Here is a 24120-nt window from a genome sequence, read left to right as displayed (position 1 = left end):
GACAGATGGAAGGATAATCAAGGATGTACGGATTATTACTTCATCGCGTTGAGCGAACACCGCGTTTTTCATCGGGTGCCGGAGTCGCCGCCAGGACAACTGCACCGCACACCTGCAGCCCTGCCTCGGCCAACACGCGTTTCGCCTCGGCAAGCGTTGATCCGGTGGTCAGCACATCGTCCACGAGCAGGACCCGGGCACCCAAGACGGCGAGGCGGGCCGGCAATCCGCCGCCGCCCGCGCACATCGAATTCCGCACTGCGCCCCGGGCGCGTCGCCCCTTGCCCTTCTGCGCCGAGGTGAATTGCCGCGTCGCCCGGTAGCGCACCAGCCCGGCGACCAGCACCCGATCCGGGAGCACCCGCGTTCTTCGCAGCCGGCGCAGCAACAGGCCCACCGGGAAATAACCGCGCCGGTTGCGCGCCTGCAGCCGGGTGGGCACCGGCACCAGCACCACGGGCGCTCCGGGCTCAACGAGCGTGTCTATGGCGGACTTTACGGCGCGGGCCAGCGGCGGCACCAGGATTCCGACCAGGCCCGGCATCTGTCGGTTCTTAAAGGCCAGGATGACAGCGGCCAGCTCGTGTTCGTAGGCGCCCGCCGCAACCACCGGCAGCGGCTCGTTGCGGTGATTCAGCGGCAGCGACTCGGCACGATGCTCGACCCTCCGGGGGCGGAGGCAGGCGGTGCGCATCGCCCTGGCGCAGGGGGCGCACAGCACGGCGTCCGGACGCCGGCAGCAGACGCAATCCACCGGAAGCAGCAGGGCCGCGGTGCCTCGCATTGCCGAGCGCACGGCGTACGCGGCACCGTGCGCCCACCAGGCATCGACACGCCCAAGCCAGGTCCGTGCCGCAACGCCGGCGACGGGAAGTGCCCGCTTGCAGATGGCGTCGGGATCAGGTCGCTTCCGGTCCTTCATGCCTTCCAGCATGTCCCCTCATGTTCCGCGGCTGGGACGCGCAGGCCACGTGCTGTGGACGGTCCCGTCCCCACACAGATCAGCCGGGGTAGGACAGGTCCCGCACCATGTCTTCCATTTCATGCCAGGAGCTGCCCACGCGCGAGTAGATTTCGTCATTCGTCTCGGCGTAGACGGGGCGGCGATCCCCGGGCCCGGCGGACAGGCCGACCATCCCCAGCAGCGGCAGGTACTTGACCCGGGTGCCGGTCAGGCTGATTTCCTCGGCCGTGACCCTTTCGGTGGTGCTGGCGGATGAAACAATCACCGAGACATCCGAATTCCACACCGCCTGCGTCGCAGGTACGTCCGGGTAGATGTATTTCGGCGGCGCGAAGCCGCGCGGTGCGCCGTCCGCATCCCGCAGGATCCCGGCGATTGCCACGCTGGTCTCGCCGTCCTTGCTGGAGACGATCAACGCGCGCGTGCCGTCGCGCGAGATGCGCAGCGAGGAGACGTTGGCCTCGGTGAGGCCGTCGGCGGTGATCGGGCGTACCTTCCCGTTCACGGTAGTGTCGGCGGGCACCGCCAGCACGCTGGTGGTCGAGGAATTGTCCACGGTCCAGGTCCATCCGTGGGCGTCCATGGAGGGCCGCACCAGGTCTTCGCCCCTAGCGACCACGGAACTGCGGCCTTCCTCGTCGACGACGATGAGGGAGGTGAGGGATCCGTTCAGGAACGCATAGCGGTTCCCCAGCGGGCTCATGGCCGGCAGCCGCGGCTGGTATCCGGCAATGTCGCCGATGCCGCCCACCAACCGCAGGGACCTGCCCTTGAGGTAGTACAGCGCATCGTCGACGACCCCGATCTGCGTGTCGGGAACGGCGGGGTTGACTTCCGCGACCTCGAACTGCGGGTCCTTGGATCCGATCTTTATCTCGGATTGCTCATCGCTCATCACCACCGAGCGCACCCTGCCCAGCCCTCCGAGGGTCAGCTCAAGCTGCTGTTGCATCAGCTGCCGCGAAAGCTCGGTGGACTCCAGGAACGTGGCCGAGCCCAGGTCCACCGTGGCCCGCTGTGATTCGATGGGCACCGAGGTACGGACCAGGCTGCTTCCTCCGGGGAAGGCGGAGACCACCGCGTTTCCCAGGTACTCGGAGGGGCCCGCCAGCAGGGCCTCCACCATGGCGGCCGCCACGCCCGTACGGTTCGGGAACCAGCGCACATCGGGCACGGCGTATTCGAAGGTGACGTCGTAGAAATACAGAGTCTGCGGGGAGAAGACGTGGGCGAAGTTGGCGGTGTCCAGCATGATGCCGTCGGGCAGCTGCGAAATGCGCCACTGCCCGTCAACCTTTTCCAGCGATACGTCAAGCGCCCGGGTGGTGTGCGGCGGCATTTCGGTCATTATGCCCGCCTCGTCGATCTCCGAGACGAGCTCCAGCTGGATGGTGTAGGTGTTGGGGTCGGACCCGGGGATCACCGAAGGGCGGTCATCGTAGACCAGGGTCCGCACCGAGCCCTTCCAGACACCTGACTGCTTCGGGGTCAGGTATTCGCGGGCGACCTTGTAGTCGTCCTGCGACGCGACGCCGGCCTGGATGAAGTCCTCGACGATTTCGCGCGGGCCGTCCCCCTCCGTCGGGCCCGGGGCGGTAAACTGCACGTCCCCGCCCTCCTCGTTGTTGTTCCCGTCCAGGGCGATGGACTGCACCGGCGAGTTGCGCGGGATCTCCGAGCATCCGGTGAGCACCAGCACCACGCCCAGCAGCACGGCCAGGAGCGAAGAGGTCGAGGGGCGTTTCCTAGTCATGCGGGTGGTGCCTTCCTGGGGTGCGCGCGGGGGTGCCCTGGACATCCGCGTCGCTGCCCGGGGTTTCCTCGGGGATCAGCGGCGGTGCCGGTTTGAAGCCGATGGCGGGGATTTCCCCGGTCAACGGGAAGGAGACGACCATGCCGTCGTCCAGGACCGCGTCCGCCAGCACGATGGGTTCCAGCGGCAGCGGCGAGGCGACGATCTGGTTTCCCAGGATCCGCGGCAGGGTCAGCCGGAAACAGGATCCCACGCCGCGCTCCCCCCAGGTCTCGAGCCTGCCCTCGTGCAGCCGGGTGTCCTCCATCGCGATGGACAGGCCCAGCCCCGACCCCCCGGTGGTGCGGGCGCGGGCGGGGTCGGCACGCCAGAACCTGTCAAAGACCCGGCCGGCGGACTCCGGGCTCATGCCGATGCCGCGGTCGCGCACCGTGATGGCCACCGCGTTGGCGTTCCCGCCCACCGTGATGTCGATGGGGTTGCCCTCGCCGTGTTCCACGGCGTTCATCACCAGGTTGCGCACCACGCGCTCGATGCGCCGGGCATCCATTTCCGCCACCGCTCCCCCGGTCGGGGTGCTCAGGCGCAGCACCGAGCCCATGGCGTCGGCGTGCGGGGTGGCGGCGTCGATCACGCGCCGGGCCACGGAGACCAGGTCGGTGGGCTCTGCATCGAGAACCGCAACCCCGGCGTCGAAGCGCGAGACCTCCAACAGGTCGTTGAGCAGGATCTGGAAGCGCTCGACCTGGTTGTAGAGCAGCTCCGCTGAGCGTTTGTTGATGGGGTCGAAGTCCTCGCGCGCGTCGTGAAGCACCTCGGCGGCCATCCGCACCGTCGTCAGCGGGGTGCGCAGCTCGTGGGAGACGTCGGAGACGAAGCGCTGCTGCATCTGCGAGAGCATGGCCAGCTGGTTGATCTGGTCCTGCAGGGACGCGGCCATGTGGTTGAACGAGTTGCCCAGCCGGGCGATCTCGTCCTCCCCGGAGACGACCATGCGTTCCTCCAGCTGCCCGGCGGCAAGCTTCTCGGAGACCTGCGCGGCGGCCGCCACGGGGCGCACCACGGCGCGGGTCACGTACCAGGTGATGCCGCCGACCACCAGCAACAGCAGTCCGCCGATCAAGCCCATGGCCCGGTTGATGAAGTCGAGGGTGTCCTGCACGCTGGAGAGGTCGTAGACCAAGTACAGGCCGTATTCGCGGCCCGGCGGCAGGGTCACCTTGGTACCGAAGATCAGGCCCGGCCCGGCGCTGTCCCCGGCGTTGACCTCGATGGACTGCCAGTAGGTCGCGTTGGACTCCTTGACCTGGTCGGCCAACGCCTCCGGGACGATGCGGGAGGTCAGGTTGCCGCTGGCGGTGGGGCCCACGTAGAGGTCGTCGGCACCGGGCAGCGGGACCAGCACGAAGTCGCGCGGCACCAGGGCCGTCTCGCCCTCGAGGATCTTCAGCGTGCTGGTCACCAGGGAGTGCGTGCTGGAGCGGTCGGTGGTGGCCGCGGAGTCGAAGATGGCGCGGACCTGGTTCAACCCACGCAGGGATTCGGACTCGACCTGGTTGAAGCGCTCCTGGAACAGGCCGGTGGCGATCTGGTTGGACAGGAAAGCCCCGGCGCCCAGCATGGCCACGGCGCTGAGCAGCATCGCGGAGGTGACCGTCCTGAAGAGCAGCGAGCGGGTCCAGCGCGAACGCATGGTGTTGCGCGTGCGCACCAGCGCAGCCAGCGCGCGGCGGATCCAGGATGTCACCCGGGCAGGTTGCGCCGGGGTTGCGGGTGCGGGTCGCACCGGCTCGACGGTGTCCATGGTTCCCGCCACCTCCTGGCTCAGGCCTGTCCCGCCTTGTATCCCACGCCGCGAACGGTCAGCACGACGCCCGGGTTTTCGGGGTCGAGCTCGACCTTCGAGCGCAGGCGCTGCACATGCACGTTGACCAGGCGGGTGTCCGCGGCGTGGCGGTAGCCCCATACCTGTTCAAGCAGCTGCTCGCGGGTGAACACCTGCCACGGCTTGCGGGCCAGGGCGACCAGCAGGTCGAACTCCAGCGGTGTCAGGCCGATGGGATCCCCCGCGCGGGTGACGCGGTGTCCGGCGACGTCGATGCTCAGGTCGCCGATCTTCAGGGTCTCGGGGGCATGTTGTTCGCCGGGGCGCAGCCGTGCGCGCACGCGGGCGACGAGTTCGGCCGGCTTGAAGGGCTTGGGGACGTAGTCGTCGGCACCGGATTCCAGGCCGCGGACCACGTCGGCCGTGTCCGACTTGGCGGTCAGCATCACGATGGGCACGTCGTCCTCGGCGCGAATCAGCTTGCAGACCTCGATGCCGTCCAACCCGGGAAGCATCAGGTCAAGCAGCACCAGATCGGGCTTGACCTCGCGGAAAACACCCAATGCCTTGGCACCGTCGTAGCAGAACACGGCCTCGAAACCGTCGTTCTGCAACACGATGCCGATCATTTCGGCCAGCGCCTCGTCGTCGTCGACAACCAGGATGCGTGCCTTCATAATCTGCCCTTCCGTAGCCTTGCGCTGGACGCCGCGAAAAGCATGCGCCCGGATACCTCAAGACTACATGAGCATGCCGGGCAAATCGGCGCGGAAACGGCAATCCACCTCACCATTCACCCTCCCGGACCCGGCGCTAGACTGGAGCAAACCCAAGGGTCCGGCGCCTGGTTCCGAATCCTTGCACCACATGCGGGAACGCGATGAGAGCGGGAAGCGATGAATACAGACGGCGATTCGCCGGTGCCCGGTCCCGGCGACCCCGCGGGCTCCGAGGGCGGCTGGGGCCAGCCCCCTCCCGGATGGAACGAGCCGGCGGGCGATGGCGGGCCGGCGGGCCGGGACCAACGGCCTGCCCGGCAGCCGCATGGTCCGGCCGGACCCTCCGGCCAGTGGCCGGCACCCAGGCCAGGTGTGGTGGAATTGCGGCCCCTGGGCTTCGCCGACCTGCTGGATGCCACCTTCGCGGTGGTCCGCCGCGCCCCGCTGGCCACCGTGGCCAATGCAGTGCTCGCCCAGCTGTTGCCCGCGCTGGTCGCGTTGTTGCTGGTGCAGCGGCTCGATGTCCCGCTGGCCGTCCTCGAGCGCACCCTGGACCCGGATACTGCCGGCTCCGTGTCCTGGGCCGAGGCCTTTCCGCACCCCTGGCCGGTCTACGCGGGCACCGCGGTTGCCGTGCTGACGCTGCAATTGCTGGCCAATGTGCTGGTCGTGGGACCGGCCGCCGTCGCGGGAATGCGCGCGGTGCTGGGGATGCCCACCGGATGGGGGCAGGGGCTGGCCCTGGCACGCGGCGGGATGCTGCGCATCGCCGGGTGGCATGTGCTGCTCGGTGCCGCGGCCATGGTCGTCGTCGCGGTTCCGGTGGCGGTTGCGCTGCTGCTGGCCCGCTCGGTTGGCCTTGCGGTGGCGGCGCTCGGACTGCTGGGCATGCTCCTGGTGCTGGCGCCGTTGGCCCTCTGGATCGCCATCCGGATCTGCCTGGTGCCCACGCTGCTGGTGACCCGGCCGCCGGGGATCCGTCGGGCCGTGCGGTCCTCGTGGTCGCTGACCCACGGGTCCTGGTGGCGGATCATGGGGATCCTGCTGGTGGTGGCGGTGGTGCTCGGCATCCTTGGCGGAGTGCTCTCGCAGCTTGCGGCCGTGGTCGGCGGCCAGCTATTTGGCTCCGCTGCCACGACCGATGCGGTGCTGTCCATGGCCATCGTTGTCAATGCCCTGGTCGGGGCTGTGGGCATGGTGCTGACCCAGCTCATGCTCACCATGCTGCAGGTGGACCTGCGGATCCGCCGCGAACGCCTGGACTTGGTGCTGGCGGCCGAGGCGCAGGATCCCCGGAACCATCCCATTCCCGGCTACGGCGCCCGGGGCGCGGCTGAACCCCGAGGCTAGGCGTCGACGCGGACCTGGTTCAGCGCTTCCGCATAGCCGGCCAGGCGCCCCAGCACAGCGGTGGCCCCGGACGGGGAGAGATCGGCCAGTCCCGCGGTGGGGCTCAGCACCAGTGCGCCCAAGGCCGAGTCCGGCAGGCCGAGCTGACGCCAAGGGCGCCGGATCGCGTTGACGGCATCCACGACGCCGGGCGGTTGGGACCCCGGCTCCAGGCACCCCAGCCAGAGCCTGCTACCGGATTCCACAGCTGCCGCCAGCAGCTCCCAACCCGGGACGGTGAGCGATGCCGCGTTGGCACCCAGCCCGTCGGCGCCGGACTCCAGCGCTGTGGTGGCCAGCGTCGTCCAGGTGCCGGGCTCGGCATCGGCGCCGATGACCACGGCGGCGGCTCCCGCCTGGTGCAGCCCGTCGGTGAGTTCACTCCACCAGCCGCGGATCTCGCTGGCCGGAACCGAGCGCAGCGTGCGGTAGCCGCTGGCGGTGGGCAGCGTCCCGTTGAGCACCGCGCCGGCGTCGGGCTCATCGATGTACACCGTGACCTGTTGCGCGCCGGTGGTGCGGGACAGGATCTGCAGGTGGCGGACCGCTCCCAGCGCCAGGGACTGGGCCAGGTCGCGGCGCGCCCCGTGGTCGGACACGGCACGTTCGCCGTGTCGCAGGTACAGGTTCGCGGCCAACGTGGCGGGGCCGGGGAACTGGATCTTCAGCTCGGTGCCGGGTTTTTCCTCGGCGCCGATGGCATCCGACAGAACGTTCAGGTCAGTTCGCAGCGCCGAGGCGGCGCGCCTGGCGTCAATCCCGGGGGCATCGGCCAGGCGCCAGCCGTAGGGCTGCAGGTCCACCGCGAGGTCCTCGAGCAATTGCGCGCCGCGGCCGATGTTGTCAGAGCCGACGCCGCGGGCAGGGAGCTGCTGCAGGTGCGGCAGGTTCGGTTCCCCGATCTCGCCGCGGACCATCAGCACCGCTTCCAGCGGGTCGGTTCCGGGCATGGGTCCGTGCGCGCTGGCCTGCACCTGGCGTTCTGCCGGTTCGGTGGAAAGTTCCTCGTGCATGGGGTCCATCGGGGGCATCGGCTAGTTTCCGGACTCGGCGTGTGTGGCGGAAATGTTGTTGTGGTGCCTGATGACCTCGGAAATGATGAAGTTCATGAACTTCTCGGCGAATTCCGGGTCCAGGTGCGCCTCGTGGGCCAGGCTGCGCAGGCGCTCGATCTGTGCTTTTTCCCGTCCCGGGTCACTCGGCGGCAGCGCGTGCACGGCCTTGAGGTGGCCCACGCGCTGGGTGGCCTTGAAGCGTTCGGCCAGCAGGTAGACCAGCGTGGCGTCGAAGTTGTCGATGCTGCTGCGGATCGACAGCAACTCCGCCATGACCTCATCCGGGACGGTGTCGGCCAGGGAGCTGGCAGTGGGGTCGTAGGCGCCGGATTCCGCGTCGTCCGCGGCCTGCGGGTTCTTCTGTTGGCTCATGGTTCAAGTCTAGGGTTGCCTCTTCATTGCGCCCAACCGTGACGCGCGGCCCGGGAGCCAATCAGCCATGGGCTGACAGGGGCGGTGCCCCCGCGCCTCTCCCCCACAGCGGCTGATGATTGCCTGGCGGCGACGGACGGAGGGGGGAGCGCCATCCACCTCGGTGGACCGCGCTCCCCCCCTCCGGCGCGCCAGACGCGCCGATCCTCAGACGGCGTTGAGGAACGCCTCGCGTCGCACCGCCTGCTCCACGGGGTCCGGCACCGGCAGCGAGGCAATGAGCCTGCGGGTGTAGGGATGCTGCGGGTCGCCCATGACCTGGTTCCCGATGCCTTCCTCCACGAGCTTTCCGCGGTACAGCACCCCCACCCAGGTCGAGAGCATGTCGACCACCGCCAGGTCGTGGGAGATGAACAGGGCCGCGAAGCCCAGCTCGGCCTGCAGCTCCTTGAACAATTCCAGCACCTTGGCCTGCACCGAGACATCCAGCGCACTGGTCGGCTCGTCGGCGACCAGCAGCTTCGGGTCAAGGGCCAGCGCCCGCGCCAGCGAGGCACGCTGGCGCTGTCCGCCGGAGAGTTCGTGCGGGAAGCGTGCGGCGAACGCGGCCGGCAGCTGCACCGCCTCGAGCAGCTCGTCGACCCGCTTGCGGGCGGCCCGGGCATCGAGAGCCTTGTGTACCAGCAGCGGTTCGGCCACGCATTCGCCGATGCTCAGCTGCGGGTTGAAGCTGGCCGCCGGGTCCTGGAACACAAACCCGATGTCCTGGCGCAGCTTCTTGAAGGTGCGCTCCTTGAAGTCGAGCATCTCGTAGCCGAAGACCTTCAGCGAACCGGAACTGACCTTGTTCAGCCCGGCGATGGCCCGGCCGATGGTGGTCTTCCCGGAGCCGGACTCGCCAACCAGCCCGTAGACCTCCCCCGCGCAGATCTGCAGGGAAACGTCGTCAACGGCCGTGAACGAGGGCGTTCCCAGGCGCCCGGGATAGACGATGGAAAGGTTGGTGGCCTGAACCAGCACCTCCTTGTCCTGGCCGGAGCGGGAGGTCATCCCGGCCGATGCCGAGTTCCTGCCCAGGTGCGGCACCGCCGCCAGCAGCGCCTTGGTGTATTCCTCCCGGGGCGCGGCGAAGAGCTCGGCGCTCGGCGCACTCTCGACGATCTTGCCCTGGTACATCACCACCACCCGGTCTGCCAGGTCGGCCACCACCCCCATGTTATGGGTGATCAGCACGATCCCGGTGTTGAAGTCGTCGCGCACCTCGCGCAGCAGCTCCAGGATCTCGGCCTGCACCGTGACATCCAGCGCCGTGGTCGGTTCGTCCGCGACGATCAGCGCCGGGTTCAGGGCCAGGGCCGCGGCGATGATGACGCGCTGCTTCTGCCCGCCGGAGAACTGGTGCGGGTAGTAGTTGACCCGCTTCTCCGGCTCCGGGATGCCGACCTTGCGCAGCACCTCGATCGCGCGGGCCTTGGCCTCCTTGCGTCCGACCTTGCCGTGGGCGCGGATGCCCTCGGCGATTTGCCAGCCCACGGTGTACACCGGGTTCAGCGCCGTGGAGGGTTCCTGGAACACCATGGAGACCTCGTCCCCGCGCACCGCGCGCAATTCGCGGGCACCCAGGGTGAGCATGTTGTTGCCCTTGAGCACCACGGCCCCTCGGGCCACCGCCGTCTCGGCGAGCAGCCCCAGGATGGTGCGGGCCGTCACCGACTTGCCGGAGCCGGATTCGCCGACCACCGCCACGACCTTCCCGGCGGCAACCTCGAAGCCGACCCCGCGCACGGCCGGGACCTCCCCGGCGTCGGTGGTGAAGGTGACCTCGAGATCCCTGATTTCCAGGACCGTGCCGTCGGCACGGCCAATCACGTCCTTGCGGTGCGCATTCATGCTGTGGCCTTTCCGCCGCGACGCTTTGCTTTTCGGCGCATCCGCAGGCGCGGGTCCGCCAGGTCATTCATGGATTCGCCCACCAGGGTCAGCCCGAGCACCGTGAGCACGATGGCGGCGCCCGGGAAGACTCCGGTCCACCAGATGCCGCTGGTGGCATCCGAGAGTGCACGGTTCAGGTCAAAGCCCCATTCGGCGGCCTTGGTCGGTTCGATGCCAAAGCCCAGGAATCCCAGGCCCGCCAGGGTCAGCAGCGCCTCGGAGGCGTTGAGCGTGAAGATCAGCGGCAGCGTGCGGGTGGCGTTGCGGAAGATGTGCTTGGCCATGATGCGCACGTTGGAGGCACCGACGACCTTGGCGGATTCGACGAAGGGCTCTGCCTTCAGCCGCACGGTTTCGGCACGGATGACGCGGAAGTACTGCGGGATGAAGACCACGGTGATGGAGATCGCCGCGGCCATGATCCCGCCCCACAGGCTCGACTGGCCCTGGGAAATCACAATGGACATCACGATGGCCAGCAGCAGCGAGGGGAAGGCGTAGATGGCGTCGGCCAGCACCACCAGCACCCGGTCCAGCCAGCCTCCGATGTACCCGGAGAGCAGTCCCAGGATCACGCCGAGGAAGATGGAGAAGACCACGGCGACCACGATCACCGCGACCGCGGTCTGGGCACCCCAGAGGGTGCGGGAGAAGACGTCGAACCCGCCCACCGTGGTGCCCCAGAGGAACCTGCCGCCGGGGGCGGCCTGCGTGGGGAAGTTTCCCTCGGAATCGGAGGCCTGGGCGTACCCGTAGGGCGCCAGCACCGGGGCGAAGATCGCCGCCAGCAGGAAGAGTGCGGTCAGGACCAGGCCGGCCACGAGCATGCCGCGCTGCAGCCCGGCGCTCATCCGGTAGTGGGAGATGATCGGCAGCCGCGTCCACAGCGGCTTCCTGGCCCCGAGGGCCGTGGGGGTTGTGGTGGCCATGGCTAGAACCTCACTCGGGGGTCGATGAGCGCGGCGATGATGTCCACGATGAAGTTGGTGAGCGCGACGATGACCGCCAGCAGGACCACGATGCCCTGCACGGCCACGAAATCGCGGGCCGTGAGGTATTCGGCCAGCTGGAAACCCAGGCCCTTCCATTCGAAGGTGGTCTCGGTGAGCACCGCACCGCCGAGCAGCAGCGCGATCTGCAGGCCCATGACCGTGATGATCGGGATCAGGGCGGGGCGGTAGGCGTGCTTGGTGAGCAGTCGGTATTCGGAGACCCCGCGCGAGCGGCCGGCCTCCACGTATTCGCGGCCCAGGGTGCCGATGACGTTGGTGCGCACCAGGCGCAGGAACACCCCGGCGGTGAGCAGTCCCAGGGCGACCGCCGGCAGGATCGCGTGCTCGATGACGTCGGATGCCGCGGCCATGTTCCCGGAGCGCAGCGCGTCAAGCAGGAAGATGCCACTGGGGTTCTGCAGCGATGTCAGGGCAAGTTCGGCATTGATGCCGGCCCGGCCGGCAATGGGCAGCCAGCCCAGCCAGACGCCGAAGATGAGCTTGAGCAGCAGCCCGGCAAAGAACACCGGGGTGGCGTAGCAAAGGATCGCGAAGACGCGCAGGATCGCGTCGGGCCAGCGGTCGCGCAGCTTGGCCGAGAGCAGTCCGAAGGGAATGCCGATCAGCAGGGCGACGACCAGCGAGTTGAAGGCCAGCTCGGCGGTCGCGGCGCCATAGGTGGCCAGCACCTCGGTCACCGCGCGGTTGTCGGTGAGGGTCCGGCCGAAGTTGCCGGTGAACACCTGTCCGAGGTACTCGAAGTACTGGACCAGGACCGGGCGGTCGTAGCCCGCGGCGGCGATGCGCTCGGCCAGTTGGTCGGGGGTCAGGCGGCCGCCGAGGGCGGCGGTGATGGGGTCTCCGGTGACGCGCATCAGGAAGAACACGAGTGTCACCAGGATGAAGATGGTGGGGAAAATCAGCAGGAAGCGTGTGACGAGGTAGCGTACAAAGCTGCCCCCTGCCTTGGTTGCCGTTGCTGCCGGTGTCGGTGGTGGCGACTCGGCTTCGGCGAGGTCGGTCATGATGGCCATGGATGGTGCGTCCTAGCTAGGTTGGGGCTGTGGGAGGCGGGCCTGACATGGCCCGCCCCGGCTCCCCTCCAACGAGGGGGAACCGGGGCCGGGGTGTCGGCGGAACCCGCCGGGGTGGGGTGGCTACTTGGAGATGACACCCATGCGGAACTTGAACGACGGGTCGAGGGTCTTCTCGACTCCTGAGACGTTGGCTCCCGCGACGGCAACCTGGGCACCCTGCAACAGCGGGATGGTGGAAAGGTCGCCGGCGACCTTGGTCTGGATTTCCTCGATCAAGGCGGTGCGCTTGGCAGCGTCGGTTTCCACACGCTGTTCGCTGATCAGCGTGTCCACTTCCTTGTTGTCATAGGCGTTGCCCAGGAAGTTGTTCTTGGCGAAGAACGGGCTCAGGTAGTTGTCGGCATCCGAGTAGTCCGGGTACCAACCGAGCTGGTAGGACGGGTAGTCGGTGACGCGCGACTTCTGGTAGGTCACCCATTCGGTGGACTGCAGGTCGACCTTGAACAGGCCGCCCTTTTCCAGCTGGCTCTTGACCAGGGCATACTCATCGCCCGAGCTGGGGCCGTAGTGGTCGGGGTTGTACTGGAGCTTGAGGTCGACCGGTGTAGTGACCCCTGCCGCCTCGAGGACCGCCTTGGCCTTGTCCAGCGACGGCTTCCCGTCTTCCCCGTACATGTCCTTGAGCGGTTCGATGGCCCCGGTGAAGCCCTGCGGCACGAAGGAGTATGCCGGCAGGTAGGTGCCCTTGTAGACACCGGTGGCAATCGCCTCGCGGTCAACCAGGTTGGCCGCCGCCTGGCGAACGGCCAGTGCCTTGGCCGGATCGGCGTCGTCGGTCTTGGCACCGAACGGCATGATGTCGAAGTTGAAGACGATGTAGCGCAGCTCGCCGCCCGGGCCGGTGAGGACCTTGACCTTGGAGTCCTTGCCCAGGTCCTCCACGTCGGTGGGCGAAAGTGCGCGCCAGGCGACGTCGATGTTGCCCTGCTGCACGTCGAGCTTCAGGTTGTTGGAGTCCGCGTAGTACTTGATGTTGGCAGCGCTGTTCGCCGGGGCTTCCAGCAGGCCGTTGTAGCCTTCATAGGGCTTGAAGGAAACCAGCGAGTTCTTGGCGTAGCTTTCGATCGTGTACGGACCGGCAAAGGACTTCGCGGCGACAATGTCCTCGTCGGAGGCGACCTTGTCGGCGGGGAAGGCCTCGTCGTCGACGATGGGGCCGACGGGGCTGGTGAGCACCTGCGGGAAGGTCTGGTCGTTCCCGCTCTTGAGCGTGAACACGACGGTGGTGGCATCCGGTGCCGCGACGCTGTCCAAGTTGCCAAGCAGCGAAGACGGTCCGTTGGGATCGGCGATCTTCAGCTGGCGGTCAAAGGAATGCTTGACGTCCTTCGAGTCGAGGGCAGTGCCGTTGGCCCACTTCAGGTCGGCTTTGAGCTTCACGGTGTACTCGGTTGGCGTGGTGAACTCGGCCGATTCGGCAATGTCGTTCACCGGGTCCGCCGAGCCGGGCACCGAGTTGAGCAGGAACGGGAAGACCTGGTTCATGACCATGAACGAACCGTTGTCGTACGAGCCTGCCGGGTCGAGCGAGGTGACCTTGTCCGTGGTTCCCACGGTGATTGGGCCGCTGGCAGGGGCGGTTTCGCCGCCGGTGCCGGTGCTGGGTGTTTCGGCCGGACCGGTGCAACCGGTCAGGGCCAGGGCGGAGATGCCGATAACGGCTGCGGCGAGTCGCAGTCCGTTTTTCTTGCGGGCCATGAGCATTCCTTTTCTGTCAGCGAGCATGCGAGGTGATAGAAAACACATGCTTCATACAGCCTAGGTGATCATCGTCACTAAATGCCATCAACTGTCGCCCTCAGTCGTATCGAAATGAAAATGTAACTAGGCGGTCCGCGTTGGTCCCCTGGGCACGTTCATCCGGCCCTGCCGCAACCTTGTCCGTACCCGGGTCCCGGCGAAGTGGCCTAGGGTTAAGCACGATGATGACACGAAGAGACGCTGCGATTGCGTTGGATATCCCCATGGAAATGGCCAAGCGCCACGGCATCCCGCCGCGCCTGAGCGAGGCCGCATTCGCCGAAATGAACGCCAATCCCCCGGCTTGGCTCATCCAGTCGCACGCCAACCGCACCGGCAAGCGCCCCGTGTGGGTTCACCTGACCTGCGCCGTTTGCGGTTTCGCCGAGACCGAGCGACCCAAGAAGTGGTGGCCGGAATTCGATTTCGTGCACTGCGCCGAGCACGGCCCGGCCCAGCTCCCGCGGCTCGAAGCTGGCAAGACGCGCCTGGAATACCCGGACATCACCCCGCGCATGTACGGAATCGTCGACGAGGCCAAGGCCTAGCCGCAGCTTTTGCAATCAAACGTCCCGTCTTCCGTCCCGCCTCCCGCGGGGACGGAAGACGGGACGTTTGCGTGTGGGATGCGCCACGCGGAGTGTGAGAACGTGCCGTCGAGTGCGCTCCCCCGAGCCGTGGGAACCGGGAACAAGTGCGCAGGGCCTCTGGCCCAACGGCTGCCGGTCCGAAGGGGCAACCGAAACAATCGGTCGAGACCGGATGGGAACAACGCTGGGTTATTGCTCGCTGTCGATGGCCGTGGCGGCGTTTACCGTTTCCGGAGGTCCCTCGAGCCGCCGGTAGCGGACCAGCATCACACCGCTTTTGAAGGACCTCGGAGGCTCGACCACTTCGAAGCGGGTCGGTGCCGTGCCTGCCGGAAAGAGCCGCTTTCCCTCCCCGATCACCACCGGGCAGACCCACAGGTTCACCCGGTCAACCAGGCCTTCGCGAAACAGGGTCTGCAGGAGGTTCGCGCTTCCCCAGGTGTGGATCTGCCGGTGCCTTTGCCGCAGGTCGCGAACCTCCTGTGCGGCATCGGCGACCTGAGTGGTGGTGGCCCAGGTCAATTCCGGTTTGCCGCGTGATGCAACGTACTTGGGCACGCGGTTGAAGACGCTTCCGATCTCGTCGGTCGCGCTCGGCCAGTAGCCGCGGAAGATGTCGTAGGTTGTCCGGCCCAGCAGCAGCGCGTCGGATGCCTGCACGTCCTCTATCAGCTTGTCGGATGACTCCTGATCCCAGAATGGACGTTCCCATCCGGCGTACTCGAAGTCCCCGTCTTGTTCGTTTGGGCCGCCATTGGCCTGGATCACGCCGTCAAGCGTGATGTTCATATTGACGTGTAGCTCGCCCATGATGCCGTTCCCCTGATCAGTCGCATGGTGTCCACCGGACCTCCCCTGCAGCCAGTATCCGACCGGGGCCTCGAATCGACAACAGCCAGGCCCTACTGGTCTTCTTCGGGGGCGCTGCGACTTTGCCATTCACATGGCCCAAGGCCAATGAGTTGCTGCGGACCAATGATCCGCCCTTCAGGGCAGGGTGTGTCTCAGTGTTGGTTCTTGACGTCCTGCACGGACCGCGACAGCAGGCAGAACTCATTTCCCTCGGGATCGCCCAAGACGACCCAGCTGACATCCGCTCCCTGGCCCACGTCCGTCCGCTTCGCGCCAAGGGCGAGCAGGCGCTCCAGCTCCTCGGCCGTGGACACACCATCCGCCCGCAGGTCGAAATGCAGCCGGTTCTTCACGGTCTTTCCCTCGGGCACCGCAAAAACATCGATGGAAGGCCAGGTTTCGTCTTTTGGCGCGATGCTGATTCCGTCGTTGTCCTCTTCGACAATGTGCCAGTCCAAGACGGCGCACCAGAAATCGGCCACTACCCATGGCCTGATCGCATCGATGGCAACGGCAGCTATACGACTGGACATGGGATCACAGTAGACCAGGACGTGGGCCATGGACAGGTCCACCAATTCACGATTTCACTTCGGATCAAGAGCGTCCTGCATGCACCACGTGAACGATTCACCCGCGGCATCGCAGGCTCACCACCCCGTTCATGACTCGTGGCATCGGACCACCGCGAACCGGGTCGACAGTTATCCGCTTTCGTTCCACGGGTCACAGGTGGTCACGGTTTGGGGACCCCTATCGGACGGTTTGCGATGCGGAAGCATGGAACCTGGCAGTAGTTCCGCCGGCCTGGCTGTCTACGAATTGACCGGTACGAGGGTGTAGCGGTCAAGCCCACATTGGTTGACCTCAAGTTGGAAGCCGCGTCGGGTGAGCAGCTTGGCGGAAACGGTGTTGGCCGGGTCCACGCGGGCAAAGAGTTCCCGGGATTTGTACACCTCGGGAATCGTGGTCAGCGCGCCATCGACCATGGCCCCGGCAATGCCGCGACCCCAGTGCTCGGGTGACACCCAGTATCCGATCTCAATGCCCTCGTCCTTCCGAGTGGAAACCACGATGCCGACAGGTTCGTCTGCCTCCTTGGCCAGGAACCAGCGCGATGCTCCCGCGAGATCGAGGGCGTCCTCCTGAAGGGCTGCGCGAACACGGTCATTGATGGTTTGCTGATCCCATGGCCGTCCGTCCCCAACGAAGCGGGTCACCCGCTCGTCGGAGGCCATGCCCGCGAAAAATTCCGCATCGGACTCTTGAAATGGCTGCAGGGTAATGGGCGGAGGTTGCTGCATTGAGTCTCTTTCGCAGTTGGCGGGGACTTGGCCAACCTATCAAGGGCCCGGGATGGTGCTGAATCGCCTGGCGGGCTCCGGCATCCTGTGACTTGGCTGTTGGTCGCGGTCGGCCGGCTAGTTGGTGCCGACCGCGACCATGCCCGTCTAGCCTGCGATGAGTTCCACGACACGGCCCTGGTGCAGTGCCCTGTAAATATCGTCGCGCATGAGATTGGCTTCCCGCGCGGTGAGGGTGCTTTCGATCGGCCGGAGCGTAATGCGAATCAGTGCGTTCGCCTGCCCGGGTTCGATCTGCAGCCTGTCCCGTGCCGCCGCAGGCAGGTCCTCGCAGTCGGTCAGTCCAAGAAGCCCGACCGATTCAAGGTCGTCCATGCGCTCCCCGAGCGCTTGGCGGACTTCGTCGCCCAGGATCTCCTCGTCGAAGGATGTGGGGACGACGATCGAGATGTCGCGCCGAATCGGGGGAAGAAGCGAGACCGGTAGATCGAGCATCTGGGATCCGATGCGTTGGTCGCGGGCACGCAGGAGTCGAATGTCGGGAATGCCCTTGCGCAGCATCAGGGCCCGGTCCAGGCCCATGCCCAGGGCGAGGCCCGACCACTGTTCCGGGTCGAGTCCGGCCTCGGCGAAGAGGTGCGGCGCCAACATGCCGCACTCGGCGAGTTCCAACCATGCGCTGCCAACCAGGACATCCACTTGCAGCCCGTTGGTCGTGTAGGGATGGACGGCAGGCACCGTGCGCCATCGGGCACCGGGCAAGACCGCCTCGACCAGAACGGCGATCATCGATTCAAGGTCGACCGGCCCCAGAGCCGGGGATGGACAAATCCGCCAGAGGTCCACCTGGTGGGGTGCGCCGACGTGTGTCCGGTCGATGGCGTCCCGTCGATACACCAACCCGGGCATGACGACCAGTTCGTCCAACCCGCCGGTTCGCGGCAGATTCCTGAGCAACCCAGGGACCGATGCCGAGGTGTGGCTCCGGAGCATCACCGTGGGGCTCACGTATCGCGAATACCGTTGGTCGCGGGTCACGGTCGACGCGGAGAAGCCCAGGTTGTCGTAGTTGTCTGTGACCGAGACCAGTGGGCTGTTTCGCACCGTCTTGGCCACCACGCCCCAACGACGCGTGAGAGCCGTGGTGACCTGGCCCAGCAGCTCTTGCATGGCGTGTGGGCCATGCTCGGGATTGGAGAGGTCACGCAGCGTTAGAGCGTCGTGGAGTTCATCTGCGGAAAGATAAGTAGTCATGGGAAGTCCTTGGGTGGGTTTGGATCGGTGGATAGTCCCCCGATCCGCTCCGCCGCCAGGACCTAGGCGCGCGCCTCATGGCCCTCGCGACCGGCAACCGGTCGGGGGCTGATAAATCGCAGTGAGATACGCATGGGGCCAAGGCTAGCAGGTTGCCCATTTCTGTCCAAGGGAACGGCGAGAGCCATGACAAATGCTCGCGAAATGGGGTCCGTGCCTCATGTGGAAAGTGCTCGCGAAATCTCTGGCGCACGTCCGGGCACCTTGGTGAGCTGGAGGGATGGGACAAGGGATCTCGATGGCGACGGACAACGAAATCACCAGGGGAACGAGGCCGCCGGCCAACGCCGCCACTCCCATCAGCTGGGTCGGGTTCCCGCCCGGTTCCGAAAGCGCGGCCGCGCGCCGATTGCAACGCGGAGTAGGCTTGCATGGTGCCCAAATTGCAGCTCTTGCGAGCCGAACATGCGCCTGCAGTCTTGGAGTTCGAGCTGGCTAACCGTTCCTATTTCGCTGCTTCGATTCCTGACAGGGGCGATGAATACTTCGAAAAGTTCGCCCAACGACATGAGGCATTGCTGGAACAGCAAGACGACGGAGTCGGCGCGTTCTACCTGCTCATCGACGAGGCGGGCCAGGTCCTGGGACGCTTCAACCTTGTCTTTGATGAGGACGGCGCCGCAGAACTCGGCTATCGGGTTGCCCAACGCGCGGCCGGCCGCGGAGTAGCGACGGCTGCCGTTCGTGAGGTCTGCCGGTTGGCGGCGTCATTACACGGAGTACGCGCGCTCAGGGCGGCTGCCGCCACCGAGAATCCGGCCTCCCAGAAGGTTTTGGCCAAAGCAGGATTCCTGGCCACAGGCCCAGCGGATCCGGCGAGCCTCAGCGGTCAACCGGGAACCAGCTATCTCCTCGAACTCGATCACGCCGGACGGCTTGGACCGGGCCAGGAAGAATACACGTCCCACGACCCACGCTGTTCGTAGGCTGAGAGAGGGTTTCCACAGCGATCAACTCTTCAGCACGGACGGCAACACGTGGTTCGGCTCTGAGCCTTCTCCGAGAATCGGGACTGACACGGGCCACACCGCCGGCGTGCCCAAAACCGTGATCACCGTGGCCATCGGGAACCGCCGGCAGCGGATCCCGATGGCCTCCGCAACGCCGGCACGGCTGTCGCGATGCCATGGACGCAGCCCCCGTCCGTCACCGGCGCATCAGGCGTTGCAAGTTCCGTGGCCCCGGCGAACAAAACGGGGATCCTTCGACGGGGTTTTCCAACAGGGTCTGACCCATGGGCCACGTCCACTGGCCGGGCACGCGGAAGGCCCCACCGGTTGGGACGATCCAACGGGCGAGGCCTTGCCGGCACTGCGGTAGGGGTGGCTCAGGACACCAGGGACGGGTCCCATGCGGTGGAGCGGGCCGAATCGATGGTGGCCTGGCCCAGCACGCGGGTGCCCTGGTAGATCACCATGGTCTGGCCAGGGGCGACCCCGCGCATCGGCTCGATGAGCGTGGCGACCAGGACGTTGGACCCGTCGTCCTGCGGCTCGACGCGGGCGCGGGCATCGACGGGGTCGCCGTGCGCACGCACCTGCACCATGCAGTCGAACTCGATGCCGGCCTCGGCGTCGGCGATGGGCAGCCCGGCCCAGGAGATCCTGATGCCACGCAGCTCGTCGACGGCCAGCAGGGCCTCGGGGCCAACGATGACCTTGTTTTCCTTCGGGCGGATCTCCAGCACGAAGCGCGGCTTGCCATCGGCCGCCGGCGTGCCGAGCTTCAGGCCCTTGCGCTGGCCGACGGTGAAGGCGTGGGCGCCCTCGTGCTCGCCCAGGGCCTTGCCCTCCTGGTCCACGATCTCGCCCTTGGTCATGTCGATGCGCTCGGCGAGCCAACCGCGGGTGTCCCCATCGGGGATGAAACAGATGTCGTGGCTGTCGGGCTTGTTCGCCACCGAGAGCCCGCGGGCCTCGGCCTCGGCGCGGACCTCGGCCTTGGAGGGGGTCTCGGCCAGCGGGAAGATGCAGTGCTCCAGCTGCTCGTGGGTGAGCACGCCCAGCACGTAGGACTGGTCCTTGGCCCAGTCGGCGGCGCGGTGCAGCTCCGGGTTGCCTTCCCCATCCCGGATCACCTTGGCGTAGTGCCCGGTGCAGACCGCGTCGAAGCCCAGCGCGATGGCCTTTTCCAGCAGCGCGGCGAACTTGATGCGCTCGTTGCAGCGCATGCAGGGGTTGGGGGTGCGTCCTGCCTCGTACTCGGCGATGAAGTCGTCGACCACGTCTTCCTTGAAGCGCTCGGAGAAGTCCCAGACGTAGTAGGGGATGCCGAGCTTGTCGCACGCCCGCCAGGCGTCGTTGGAGTCCTCGACGGTGCAGCAGCCGCGGCTACCGGTGCGCAGGGTCCCGGGCATGCGGGAAAGTGCCAGGTGCACGCCGACGACCTCGTGGCCGGCCTCGACGGCGCGTGCCGCCGCGACCGCGGAGTCGACCCCGCCGCTCATTGCTGCCAAAACCTTCATCGTGTGAACCCTGTCCCTGCCGTTTGAATGCTGCTGACTTGTGCGGCCATGCCGGCCTTTTTGGCCCGTGCATAGGCCTCGGGCAATGCCGCCACCAATTTCTCAACGTCGGAGGCGCTCGTTGTATGCCCGAGGGTGAAGCGTTGTGCGCCACGTGCCGTCGCTTCGTCCCGCCCCATGGCCAAGAGCACGTGGGAGGGGCGCGGCACCCCGGCGGTGCAGGCGGAGCCGGTGGAGGAATGGATCCCGAGCATGTCCAGCACGAAAAGCAGCGAGTCTCCCTCGCAGCCCGGGAAGGTGAAGTGCGCGTTGCCCGGCAAGCGGGTGCCCGCGTGTCCGGGATCCGCGGTGCCGTTGAACACGGCCTCGGGAACCAGCCTGGACACCCCGTCGATGAGTGTGTCGCGCAGCGTGGCCAGGCGCTCTGCCTCGGCCTCCAGGTTGGCTGCGGCCTGCGTGGCTGCGGCGGCGAACCCGGCCGTGGCGGCGGCGTTCAGCGTACCCGAGCGCAGTGCGCGTTCGTGCCCGCCGCCGTGCTGCACGGGAGTGAGCACCACGTCGCGTCGCACGAAGAGTGCGCCGATTCCCACCGGCCCGCCGATCTTGTGCCCGGAGACCGCCATCGTGGCCAGCCCGGAGTCGGCGAAGCAGGTCGGCACCGAGGTGAAGGCCTGGACCGCGTCCGAGTGCACCGGGATGCCGTGGGGGTCGGCGAGCGCAACCACCTTCGCCACTGGCTGGACGCTGCCGACCTCGTTGTTGGCCCACATGATGGTGATGAGGGCAATGTCGTGGGGGTTCTTCGCGATTTCGCATTCCAGCGCGTTGAGGTCGATGACCCCGTCGGTGTCCACGTTCAGCCAGGTGACGTCCGCCCCCTCGTGGGCCTGAAGCCATTCCACGGTGTCAAGCACCGCGTGGTGCTCGATCACGGAGCAGAGGACGCGCTTGCGTGCCGGGTCGGCGGCGTTCCGGTTCCAGTACAGGCCCTTGAGGGCGAGGTTGTCCGATTCGGTGCCGCCGGAGGTGAAGATGACTTCCGAGGGGTGGGCCCCGGCCGCGGCGGCCAGCTGCTCGCGGGCTTCTTCGGTGACGCGGTGGGCGCGGCGGCCGGCGCCGTGCAGCGAGGAGGGGTTGCCGGTCTGCGCCAGCTCATGGGTCATGGCGGCGAGCGCTGGGCCGGACATGGGTGTCGTGGCTGCGTGGTCTAGGTAAATGGGGCTCGTGGACACCGAACAATTCTAGCCCTGTTGCGGGTCTCCGGGGCGGAGTGATTCCTCACAACGCCCCCGCATCCCCCTCCCAAGCGCCCACAGGGGGGGCTAGTTGCCTTCCCCCTGGAAGTACTCCCCCGCCAGCTCCTCCGGATCGAAGGGTTCGTCATCCGCCGCCGGCAGCTCGTTGCGGGTGTCTCCGGCCGCATCGAGCCGGGAGTCGGCGTCGACTTCCCAGGCCTCGATGCCGGCGCAGCCCAGCAGGGCGTCGATGAGCCCGCGGCTGCCGCCGACGATGGTGGAATCCTCGTAGAGCTCGGTGGACATCAGCCAGGCGCGGTCTTGGGGCCAGGCCAGGTTGGGCGACTGGCGCTGTTCGCCCAGGGAGGTCCGTGCCCACAGCGGGCTGGCCAGGTCCTCCGCATCGCCGCGGAAAACGTAGAAGGAGCGGTAGCCGGAACCGATCTGCAAGGTCGGCGCGTTCCTGACCTCTTCGGAAAATGCCGGTGCCTTGGCACGGGCGGCAAGTTCCTCGGCGCGCCTGGCGTTTTCTTCCTCGGTGAGGGCGGGGTCGTTCTCGATCACTACCTCGACCTGGTCGCCGCCGTGGATGAACGCCAGCCCGTTCCAGAGCGCCAGGTGGATTTCGCCAGGGGTCGCGGTGTGCGCCGCCAGCAGCGGGGCGATGGCGCGCAGCTCGGCGGCACCCAGCCCGTCCCAGCCCGGGGCTTCCCCCTCCCAGGAGTCCTCTGCCAGTGGCACCCCGTCCTCGCCGATCCCGGAGAGTGCGGCGAATTGCGCCAGGGCGTGCATGGTGCTGCCGCGCCGCTTGGCGATCGCATCCCAGCGCACGGGCTGCCCGTCGGTCCCCATGGCCGGGTGGAAGATCCGTGCGTAGGCGGCAAAGCCGCGGGGCACCTGGCCCGCGACCAGGTTTGCGGTGTCTGCGTCCCGGCCTTGTTCCTGCAGGGCCTGCACTATCCATGCGCCGGCATCGGGGGCGACGAAGTTCAAAGTCATTCATACAGGGTACCCAAGCCCGCGCCCGCGGTGCGCCGTGCCGTCCGCCCTTGGAGACCTGCACTGGGCTTCATCCTCCCCAAAGCTTCTAAAACTGGTAAGAATGGTCTAACAGATCGTTGCTAGGAGCCCGCATGAGCATGTACCTACCCGCACTTCGCCACCCGGTCCACCGCTTCGCGCACCGCAGCATTGATTTCAGCGCGCGGGTCGCGTTGATGGCGATCATCAACCGCACGCCCGACAGCTTCTACGATTCCGGGGCCACCTTCGCCCTGGGCTCCGCGGTGGACGCGGCGCTGGAGGCGGTGGACGCCGGGGCCGACTGGATCGACATCGGCGGGGTGCCCTTCTCGCCCGGACCCGCGCTGTCCTGGCAGGAAGAGGCCCAGCGGATCGTCCCCGTCATCCGGGCGGTTCGGGCGCAAAGCGACGTGATCATCTCAGCCGACACGTTCCTGCCCGAGGTCGCTTCCGCCGCCATGGCCGCGGGAGCCGACGTCATCAACGACACCACCGGCCTGAGCGACCCGCAGCTCGGGCGCGCCGTGGCCGAGGCCGGGGCGCACCTGGTCATCACCCATTCGCTCGCCGCACCTCGCACCATCTACCCGCGCCCCACCTATGACGACGTGGTCGCTGAGGTCACGGGGTACCTGCGCCGGAAGGTCGACTTCGCACTCTCCCTGGGGATCGCCGAGGAGAAGATCATCGTGGATCCCGGCCACGACCTGAACAAGAACACGCTCCACACCCTGGCCATCACCGCCGGGTTCGAGGCCATCGCCGCACTGGGCTACCCGAGCCTGGCTGCCGTCTCCAACAAGGACTTCATCGGCGAAACCCTGGATGTACCCAAGTCCGAACGCACCGCCGGCTCGATGGCGGCGGCCAGCATGTGCATCATGAACGGGGCACGGATCATCCGCATGCACAACATCCCCGAATCGGTCTCCACCATCCGGATGCTCGAGGCGGCCATGGGATGGCGCGAGCCGGCGTACCTGGTGCACAACATGGGCGAGGTCAATCCCCCGGCGCACCCCGGTGCCCCGTCCGGTTCCCCGGTCCATGATGACCTCTCCGTCCGCAGAACCGCCCGGGAAGGTTCCTGATGCGGCGCCTGCTCCCCGACCCCGCCCCGGACCTCGACGACACAGCCCTGCTCGAGTCCTACGCGCCGCCGGGCTCAGGGGACCCCTTCGTCCGCTTCAACTTCATCTCCTCGATCGACGGTGCGGCAACGCTCGGCGGCCTTTCCGGTGACCTGGGCACGGATGCCGACAAGCGCGTGTTCATGCTGTTGCGCCGGGTGGCCGATGTCATTTTGGTGGGTGCGGGGACGGTGCGGGCCGAGGGCTACGACGGCGAGTTGCTCGATGCCCCCTCGCGCGCCTGGCGCCTGGCGCGCGGCATGCCCGAGCGCCCGTTGCTGGCGGTGGTCTCCGGGCACCTGGACCTGGATCCCGGGAGCGAACTGTTCACCACGAACCCCGGCAAGATCCTGGTCCTCACCTCGGGCGC

General features: G+C 67.2%; 22 protein-coding genes. 5 read left to right on the top strand and 17 right to left on the bottom strand.

Going from position 1 to position 24120, the window contains the following annotated elements; all coding sequences use genetic code 11:
* Positions 1–40: 40 nt before the first annotated feature.
* From ACIPUB_RS16595 to mtrA, 4 genes are all read right to left on the bottom strand, one after another.
* Positions 41–922 carry a ComF family protein gene (locus tag ACIPUB_RS16595; protein ID WP_407608377.1) on the bottom strand — a complete coding sequence of 294 codons (882 nt, stop codon included), beginning with the start codon at positions 920–922 and terminating at the stop codon, positions 41–43.
* 79 nt (positions 923–1001) lie between these two features.
* The gene (locus ACIPUB_RS16590; RefSeq protein WP_407608376.1) at positions 1002–2717 is read right to left on the bottom strand and encodes an LpqB family beta-propeller domain-containing protein; all 1716 of its coding nucleotides are present in this window, start codon (positions 2715–2717) and stop codon (positions 1002–1004) included.
* A complete protein-coding gene (gene mtrB / locus ACIPUB_RS16585; RefSeq protein ID WP_407608375.1) occupies positions 2710–4521 on the bottom strand; it encodes an MtrAB system histidine kinase MtrB in 1812 nt (603 codons plus the stop codon). Before mtrB ends, ACIPUB_RS16590 begins: the two co-directional genes overlap by 8 nt.
* A 20-nt stretch (positions 4522–4541) precedes the next feature.
* Positions 4542–5219, bottom strand: a complete 678-nt coding sequence (gene mtrA / locus ACIPUB_RS16580) for an MtrAB system response regulator MtrA (RefSeq protein ID WP_264270707.1) — start codon at positions 5217–5219, stop codon at positions 4542–4544.
* Between the two features lie 219 nt (positions 5220–5438).
* On the opposite strand from mtrA, the gene ACIPUB_RS16575 reads away from it, so the two are divergent.
* On the top strand, positions 5439–6611 hold the full coding sequence (locus ACIPUB_RS16575; protein WP_310288195.1) for a glycerophosphoryl diester phosphodiesterase membrane domain-containing protein: 1173 nt from the start codon (positions 5439–5441) through the stop codon (positions 6609–6611).
* On the opposite strand, the gene ACIPUB_RS16570 is transcribed toward ACIPUB_RS16575, so the two are convergent.
* The 6 genes from ACIPUB_RS16570 to ACIPUB_RS16545 form a co-directional block, all read right to left on the bottom strand.
* On the bottom strand, positions 6608–7663 hold the full coding sequence (locus ACIPUB_RS16570) for a hypothetical protein (RefSeq protein WP_407608374.1): 1056 nt from the start codon (positions 7661–7663) through the stop codon (positions 6608–6610). The genes ACIPUB_RS16575 and ACIPUB_RS16570 overlap by 4 nt on opposite strands.
* Positions 7664–7684: 21 nt before the next feature.
* Positions 7685–8077 (bottom strand): chorismate mutase, encoded by a 393-nt coding sequence (locus ACIPUB_RS16565; protein ID WP_310288200.1) that lies wholly within the window; start codon positions 8075–8077, stop codon positions 7685–7687.
* A 207-nt stretch (positions 8078–8284) separates the two neighbouring features.
* Positions 8285–9967 (bottom strand): dipeptide ABC transporter ATP-binding protein, encoded by a 1683-nt coding sequence (locus ACIPUB_RS16560; RefSeq protein ID WP_407608373.1) that lies wholly within the window; start codon positions 9965–9967, stop codon positions 8285–8287.
* Complete coding sequence (locus tag ACIPUB_RS16555; RefSeq protein ID WP_407608372.1) at positions 9964–10938, bottom strand: ABC transporter permease; 975 nt, start codon at positions 10936–10938, stop codon at positions 9964–9966. The genes ACIPUB_RS16560 and ACIPUB_RS16555 overlap by 4 nt, the downstream gene beginning before the upstream one ends.
* A 2-nt stretch (positions 10939–10940) precedes the next feature.
* Positions 10941–12026 (bottom strand): ABC transporter permease, encoded by a 1086-nt coding sequence (locus tag ACIPUB_RS16550; RefSeq protein ID WP_407608387.1) that lies wholly within the window; start codon positions 12024–12026, stop codon positions 10941–10943.
* 132 nt (positions 12027–12158) lie between these two features.
* Complete coding sequence (locus ACIPUB_RS16545; RefSeq protein WP_310288208.1) at positions 12159–13796, bottom strand: ABC transporter substrate-binding protein; 1638 nt, start codon at positions 13794–13796, stop codon at positions 12159–12161.
* A 224-nt stretch (positions 13797–14020) separates the two neighbouring features.
* Here ACIPUB_RS16545 and ACIPUB_RS16540 point away from each other — a divergent pair, with 224 nt between their 5' ends.
* Positions 14021–14386 carry a hypothetical protein gene (locus ACIPUB_RS16540; RefSeq protein ID WP_407608371.1) on the top strand — a complete coding sequence of 122 codons (366 nt, stop codon included), beginning with the start codon at positions 14021–14023 and terminating at the stop codon, positions 14384–14386.
* Between the two features lie 231 nt (positions 14387–14617).
* Here the strand turns inward: ACIPUB_RS16540 and ACIPUB_RS16535 are convergent, their stop codons facing one another.
* From ACIPUB_RS16535 to ACIPUB_RS16520, 4 genes are all read right to left on the bottom strand, one after another.
* On the bottom strand, positions 14618–15238 hold the full coding sequence (locus ACIPUB_RS16535; protein WP_407608370.1) for a dihydrofolate reductase family protein: 621 nt from the start codon (positions 15236–15238) through the stop codon (positions 14618–14620).
* Between the two features lie 194 nt (positions 15239–15432).
* Entirely contained in the window at positions 15433–15813 is a 381-nt protein-coding gene (locus ACIPUB_RS16530; protein ID WP_407608369.1) for a VOC family protein, read from the bottom strand.
* A gap of 282 nt (positions 15814–16095) precedes the next feature.
* Positions 16096–16584, bottom strand: coding sequence for a GNAT family N-acetyltransferase (locus tag ACIPUB_RS16525; protein ID WP_407608368.1), 489 nt, complete (start codon positions 16582–16584; stop codon positions 16096–16098).
* Positions 16585–16731: 147 nt separating this feature from the next.
* Positions 16732–17838 (bottom strand): hypothetical protein, encoded by a 1107-nt coding sequence (locus ACIPUB_RS16520; protein ID WP_407608367.1) that lies wholly within the window; start codon positions 17836–17838, stop codon positions 16732–16734.
* A gap of 431 nt (positions 17839–18269) precedes the next feature.
* Here ACIPUB_RS16520 and ACIPUB_RS16515 point away from each other — a divergent pair, with 431 nt between their 5' ends.
* Positions 18270–18824 (top strand): GNAT family N-acetyltransferase, encoded by a 555-nt coding sequence (locus ACIPUB_RS16515; RefSeq protein WP_407608366.1) that lies wholly within the window; start codon positions 18270–18272, stop codon positions 18822–18824.
* A gap of 401 nt (positions 18825–19225) precedes the next feature.
* Here ACIPUB_RS16515 and mnmA read toward each other — a convergent pair whose 3' ends face one another.
* The 3 genes from mnmA to ACIPUB_RS16500 all read right to left on the bottom strand — a co-directional run bounded on the left by mnmA (position 19226) and on the right by ACIPUB_RS16500 (position 22596).
* Positions 19226–20362: a tRNA 2-thiouridine(34) synthase MnmA gene (gene mnmA / locus ACIPUB_RS16510; RefSeq protein WP_407608365.1), complete on the bottom strand. Its 1137-nt coding sequence runs from the start codon at positions 20360–20362 to the stop codon at positions 19226–19228.
* Positions 20359–21549, bottom strand: coding sequence for a cysteine desulfurase family protein (locus tag ACIPUB_RS16505; RefSeq protein WP_407608386.1), 1191 nt, complete (start codon positions 21547–21549; stop codon positions 20359–20361). The genes mnmA and ACIPUB_RS16505 overlap by 4 nt, the downstream gene beginning before the upstream one ends.
* Positions 21550–21684: 135 nt before the next feature.
* The gene (locus ACIPUB_RS16500) at positions 21685–22596 is read right to left on the bottom strand and encodes a hypothetical protein (RefSeq protein WP_310288230.1); all 912 of its coding nucleotides are present in this window, start codon (positions 22594–22596) and stop codon (positions 21685–21687) included.
* 134 nt (positions 22597–22730) lie between these two features.
* Between ACIPUB_RS16500 and folP the strand changes: the two genes are divergently transcribed.
* Both folP and ACIPUB_RS16490 read left to right on the top strand, forming a co-directional pair.
* Complete coding sequence (gene folP, locus ACIPUB_RS16495) at positions 22731–23711, top strand: dihydropteroate synthase (RefSeq protein WP_310288232.1); 981 nt, start codon at positions 22731–22733, stop codon at positions 23709–23711.
* Positions 23711–24120, top strand: a 410-nt coding sequence (locus ACIPUB_RS16490) for a dihydrofolate reductase family protein (protein WP_407608364.1), incomplete at its 3' end; no start/stop codon positions are given. The genes folP and ACIPUB_RS16490, both read left to right, overlap by 1 nt.

This window comes from Paeniglutamicibacter sp. ORCA_105 (assembly GCF_045798545.1).
GTDB classification, from domain to species: domain Bacteria; phylum Actinomycetota; class Actinomycetes; order Actinomycetales; family Micrococcaceae; genus Paeniglutamicibacter; species Paeniglutamicibacter sulfureus.
This window is presented reverse-complemented; position numbering and strand designations above follow the sequence as displayed.

What these genes read in the sequence shown, in the direction of transcription:
- ACIPUB_RS16595 (WP_407608377.1), bottom strand. Translation starts at nt 922, where the DNA reads ATGAAGGACCGGAAGCGACCTGATCCCGACGCCATCTGCAAGCGGGCA.
- ACIPUB_RS16590 (WP_407608376.1), bottom strand. Translation starts at nt 2,717, where the DNA reads ATGACTAGGAAACGCCCCTCGACCTCTTCGCTCCTGGCCGTGCTGCTG.
- mtrB (WP_407608375.1), bottom strand. Translation starts at nt 4,521, where the DNA reads ATGGACACCGTCGAGCCGGTGCGACCCGCACCCGCAACCCCGGCGCAA.
- mtrA (WP_264270707.1), bottom strand. Translation starts at nt 5,219, where the DNA reads ATGAAGGCACGCATCCTGGTTGTCGACGACGACGAGGCGCTGGCCGAA.
- ACIPUB_RS16575 (WP_310288195.1), top strand. Translation starts at nt 5,439, where the DNA reads ATGAATACAGACGGCGATTCGCCGGTGCCCGGTCCCGGCGACCCCGCG.
- ACIPUB_RS16570 (WP_407608374.1), bottom strand. Translation starts at nt 7,663, where the DNA reads ATGCACGAGGAACTTTCCACCGAACCGGCAGAACGCCAGGTGCAGGCC.
- ACIPUB_RS16565 (WP_310288200.1), bottom strand. Translation starts at nt 8,077, where the DNA reads ATGAGCCAACAGAAGAACCCGCAGGCCGCGGACGACGCGGAATCCGGC.
- ACIPUB_RS16560 (WP_407608373.1), bottom strand. Translation starts at nt 9,967, where the DNA reads ATGAATGCGCACCGCAAGGACGTGATTGGCCGTGCCGACGGCACGGTC.
- ACIPUB_RS16555 (WP_407608372.1), bottom strand. Translation starts at nt 10,938, where the DNA reads ATGGCCACCACAACCCCCACGGCCCTCGGGGCCAGGAAGCCGCTGTGG.
- ACIPUB_RS16550 (WP_407608387.1), bottom strand. Translation starts at nt 12,026, where the DNA reads ATGACCGACCTCGCCGAAGCCGAGTCGCCACCACCGACACCGGCAGCA.
- ACIPUB_RS16545 (WP_310288208.1), bottom strand. Translation starts at nt 13,796, where the DNA reads ATGGCCCGCAAGAAAAACGGACTGCGACTCGCCGCAGCCGTTATCGGC.
- ACIPUB_RS16540 (WP_407608371.1), top strand. Translation starts at nt 14,021, where the DNA reads ATGATGACACGAAGAGACGCTGCGATTGCGTTGGATATCCCCATGGAA.
- ACIPUB_RS16535 (WP_407608370.1), bottom strand. Translation starts at nt 15,238, where the DNA reads ATGGGCGAGCTACACGTCAATATGAACATCACGCTTGACGGCGTGATC.
- ACIPUB_RS16530 (WP_407608369.1), bottom strand. Translation starts at nt 15,813, where the DNA reads ATGTCCAGTCGTATAGCTGCCGTTGCCATCGATGCGATCAGGCCATGG.
- ACIPUB_RS16525 (WP_407608368.1), bottom strand. Translation starts at nt 16,584, where the DNA reads ATGCAGCAACCTCCGCCCATTACCCTGCAGCCATTTCAAGAGTCCGAT.
- ACIPUB_RS16520 (WP_407608367.1), bottom strand. Translation starts at nt 17,838, where the DNA reads ATGACTACTTATCTTTCCGCAGATGAACTCCACGACGCTCTAACGCTG.
- ACIPUB_RS16515 (WP_407608366.1), top strand. Translation starts at nt 18,270, where the DNA reads ATGGTGCCCAAATTGCAGCTCTTGCGAGCCGAACATGCGCCTGCAGTC.
- mnmA (WP_407608365.1), bottom strand. Translation starts at nt 20,362, where the DNA reads ATGAAGGTTTTGGCAGCAATGAGCGGCGGGGTCGACTCCGCGGTCGCG.
- ACIPUB_RS16505 (WP_407608386.1), bottom strand. Translation starts at nt 21,549, where the DNA reads ATGTCCGGCCCAGCGCTCGCCGCCATGACCCATGAGCTGGCGCAGACC.
- ACIPUB_RS16500 (WP_310288230.1), bottom strand. Translation starts at nt 22,596, where the DNA reads ATGACTTTGAACTTCGTCGCCCCCGATGCCGGCGCATGGATAGTGCAG.
- folP (WP_310288232.1), top strand. Translation starts at nt 22,731, where the DNA reads ATGAGCATGTACCTACCCGCACTTCGCCACCCGGTCCACCGCTTCGCG.